4 protein-coding genes are annotated in these 3,341 nt (G+C 44.3%); 1 reads left to right on the top strand and 3 read right to left on the bottom strand.

Annotated elements, in window-relative coordinates; genetic code table 11:
• Positions 1 to 158: 158 nt before the first annotated feature.
• Genes ACE1CD_RS00020 through ACE1CD_RS00010 form a run of 3 tightly spaced genes read right to left on the bottom strand, consistent with a single transcriptional unit; the run spans position 159 to position 2,938 of the window.
• On the bottom strand, positions 159 to 932 hold the full coding sequence (locus tag ACE1CD_RS00020) for an ABC transporter ATP-binding protein (RefSeq protein WP_374801244.1): 774 nt from the start codon (positions 930 to 932) through the stop codon (positions 159 to 161).
• A gap of 51 nt (positions 933 to 983) precedes the next feature.
• On the bottom strand, positions 984 to 1,829 hold the full coding sequence (locus tag ACE1CD_RS00015) for an ABC transporter permease (RefSeq protein WP_374801242.1): 846 nt from the start codon (positions 1,827 to 1,829) through the stop codon (positions 984 to 986).
• A 53-nt stretch (positions 1,830 to 1,882) separates the two neighbouring features.
• Positions 1,883 to 2,938, bottom strand: coding sequence for an ABC transporter substrate-binding protein (locus ACE1CD_RS00010; RefSeq protein WP_374820564.1), 1,056 nt, complete (start codon positions 2,936 to 2,938; stop codon positions 1,883 to 1,885).
• Between the two features lie 220 nt (positions 2,939 to 3,158).
• Here ACE1CD_RS00010 and ACE1CD_RS00005 point away from each other — a divergent pair, with 220 nt between their 5' ends.
• Positions 3,159 to 3,335, top strand: a complete 177-nt coding sequence (locus ACE1CD_RS00005; RefSeq protein WP_374820561.1) for a hypothetical protein — start codon at positions 3,159 to 3,161, stop codon at positions 3,333 to 3,335.
• Positions 3,336 to 3,341 lie beyond the last annotated feature (6 nt).

The raw sequence follows: 3,341 nt of genomic DNA, 5'->3' as shown, positions 1-3,341 counted from the left end.
TTTTTTTTTTTTTTTTTTTTTTTGTTTTTTTTTTTGGGTTTTTATTCTTTTTTTTGTTGCTTAAACCCCCAACTACATACCTAATCTTAACTTGAATAATGTAACTAGCAACTTGCGTTAACTAGCAACTTGAGTTACTAGATTAGCAGAATTCGCGCTCATGCTGCTGCGAGAGCTTCCTGTCCGTGTCTCCGCAGCAGATCCATCAGCTCGTCCCGGTAGTCGTGGAAGATAGAGTGGCGCTTAACGGTGTGAGTGCGATCGGGTAATTTAACCTTAATTTCTTTTCTGACTGTACCGGGACGAGAACCCAGCGCATAGATGCGGTTAGCTAAAAATACCGCTTCTTCGACATCATGAGTAATCATGAAAATTGTAATATTGGTGCGCTGCCAAAGGTCTAACATAAATTCGTGCATCGACTCTTTGGTGTGGATATCCAACGCACCGAAAGGTTCATCCATTAATAATACTTTCGGTTCCGAAACAAGAGCGCGAGCAATTGCCACCCGTTGCTTCATTCCACCCGATAGTTCCTTCGGCAATGACTTAGCAAAATTAGTCAAACCTACCACACTCAAATAATAGCTAGCTTGCTCGCGTCGGATCTTCTTCGGCACGCCTTGAAGCTTGAGTCCAAACTCGGTATTTTCCTGCACACTCATCCAAGGATAAAGCGTATAGTGCTGAAATACCATGCCTCGGTCTGGCCCTGGCCCAGTGACAACCTCTCCATCAATTCTCACTTCCCCAGATGTGGGTGTATCCAGTCCGGCAATTTGTCGCAACAGAGTAGATTTACCCGAACCGGATGCTCCCACGGCACAGATAAATTCGCCCTCTTTAATAGTCATGTTAATATCTTTGAGGACAACTAACGTGCCGTTTTTTGTTTCAAAGTGTTTGTGCAGGTTGTTGATTTGCAGATACATTGGTTAACTCTCCTAAATGCGATAATTGGTGATTGAATAATCTGTGAAAAATTAACGTTTTTGGCTAGACCATTTGCAAGAAACTCGTAACAGATATTGGAATAGCAAATCGAATGTCAATCCAATGACGCCGATAACGATTAGCCCGACAAAAATTTCATCAGTCCTCAGAAATCGACCCGCCACGCTAATGCGACGACCTAAACCTTCCGTTGCGGCAATTAGTTCCGAGACAATCACTAACTGCCATGCCGCTGCCAAGTTGATGCGACAAGCATCGATGATTCCCGGCAAGACGTGCGGAAAAATGACCTGAAGCAAGGCTTGTTTGCGATCGCCTCCTAAAATATAAGTCGCTTCAATCAAATCTTTTGATACAAACTTTACAGTATCCATCACCATTAAGGAGTTGAAAAAGAAAACCCCAATAAAGATGAGGGTAATTTTCGGTTCCTCTCCTATACCCAGGTACAGGATTAGCAGAGGAATAAAGGCAGGCGCAGGCATATACCGCATTAAGCCGAACAACGGTTCCAGTAAAGCGCGAATACTCGCAAAACTACCCATCAATACGCCAACGGGGATGGAAAGCGCTGCGGCAAAAATAAATCCGACACCGACGCGCCACAAACTCGCTACGGTATCCTTGAGGAGTTCGCGAGTACTCCACAAACGTCCGAACGCCTCCAGCACTTTAGCGGGTGAGGGTAAAAATTTGGGGTCGATGTTGCCAAATGCAGTTACCAACCACCACAGCAGCAGGGGAGCGGCTATGGAAGTAATTACCAACCCTGTGTTGAGAGGTTTGGGAATGTCTTCGGCAAGTTGCCAGAAAACAGTCGTATTGAGCTTTTTAGCTCGGATGAAATCTCGAATCGATCCAGGTTCTTGGCTCATATAATTTTAGATTTTAGATTTTGGATTTTGGATTTTCCCCTATTCTCTCTTCCCTAGCCCCTAACCCCTAGCCCTTTTATGTACGCTTTGACAAAGCGATCGTCAAATAATTTGCTCAAATCCGGTTGCGTTTTTGATAACCCCACTTCTTTGAGAAATTTACTCATTTCCTGAGCGGCAAACTGTAACGAAGTCAAATCGCTCCCTGGTTGAAATGCTTTAATATTTTCCTCAATTGTAAATATCCGTGTGCCATCAGCATATTGCTTGTATTCTTCCACAGGAACACCCGCTCGTTTCGCCATAATTTCATAAGCTTTATCTGGATTTGCCTTCATATATTCCAATGTGGCAAACCAGGAATCAACCAATGCCTGTACTCGATCGGGATATTGTTCTACAAATTTGCGCGTCACTACGAGGTGATCGGAAATCGCTCCCGGAAAGTCCTTGGAACTGAACAATTCCTTACTACCCTCACGCTTTAATGCTTGCGTGGTAAAGGGAGCGAACACCGCCGTCGCATCGACTTGTCCCGCGACAAATGCTGCCGCTGCTTTACCTGTTTCTAGCGGTACGAACTGAATATCTTGTGGCGATAAACCTGCTTTTTTCAGACCTAACAAAAGGAGAAAATGATCGACCGTACCTTCTTCTGCGGCTACTTTTTTCCCTTTTAAATCGGCAATTGAATTAATGCCATCTCGGACGATTACTTTATCGTTGCCAGTCGAGTTGTCGTTCACCAGGACAATCACTTGGTCTGCGCCACCCGATATGGAGTTAACCGTATCTCCTAAAGTTTGGCTATTGGCATCTATTTGTCCTGCGGTCAGGGTGCTAATAGATTCCAAATATCCATCAAACCATTTGAGGTCTACCGGAACATTATTTGCTTGAAAAATTTTTTGTTCTTGTGTCACTTGCCAAGGAAACCAACCGGGCCACGCGCTGAATCCCAGACGGGCAGCACCGGCAACTGCTGAGGAGGAACTGGAATCGGTTTCGGTGGTTGTTTTAATATAGGTGGCAGGATTGACGCAACCTACAATAATGGTGAAAGTAACAAGAAAAAGGATGCAGAAGGAAAGGGGCGATCGCACTCTCATAGCTTCTCCTGTAGGAGAGATTGTGGGCGAGTTTTCTGAGCGGTTGAATATGTGTAACAATAAAGGTGTTACCGCTTTGTTATTTTTGTTACAAAATTCCTCAGTTGGGCTAAATAAGGCGAAACCCAACATATTTAGCGAGAATTTCAGATTTTAGAGTTAAAAGGGAAGATTTTTGGTTAATGCCTCGCCTAAGCATGGGCAAAGTTGATTTTTAGGTATGTTGTTGCGGGTAAGCGCTGAAGCGCCACAACGTAAGTTTGAGAAGAGCGCGGAAGCGCAACAACGTACTTTTGAGAAGAGCGCTGAAGCGCAACAACGTACTATTGAGAAGAGCGCTGAAGCGCAACAACATACTTTAGATCGGATCGCTGAATCGCAACTAACTACTATTTAGAATAGC

Origin of the sequence: Aerosakkonema sp. BLCC-F183 (assembly GCF_041929145.1) — a bacterium.
Classification (GTDB): Bacteria; Cyanobacteriota; Cyanobacteriia; order Cyanobacteriales; family Aerosakkonemataceae; genus Aerosakkonema.
This window is presented reverse-complemented; position numbering and strand designations above follow the sequence as displayed.

What these genes read in the sequence shown, in the direction of transcription:
- ACE1CD_RS00020 (WP_374801244.1), bottom strand. Translation starts at nt 932, where the DNA reads ATGTATCTGCAAATCAACAACCTGCACAAACACTTTGAAACAAAAAAC.
- ACE1CD_RS00015 (WP_374801242.1), bottom strand. Translation starts at nt 1,829, where the DNA reads ATGAGCCAAGAACCTGGATCGATTCGAGATTTCATCCGAGCTAAAAAG.
- ACE1CD_RS00010 (WP_374820564.1), bottom strand. Translation starts at nt 2,938, where the DNA reads ATGAGAGTGCGATCGCCCCTTTCCTTCTGCATCCTTTTTCTTGTTACT.
- ACE1CD_RS00005 (WP_374820561.1), top strand. Translation starts at nt 3,159, where the DNA reads ATGTTGTTGCGGGTAAGCGCTGAAGCGCCACAACGTAAGTTTGAGAAG.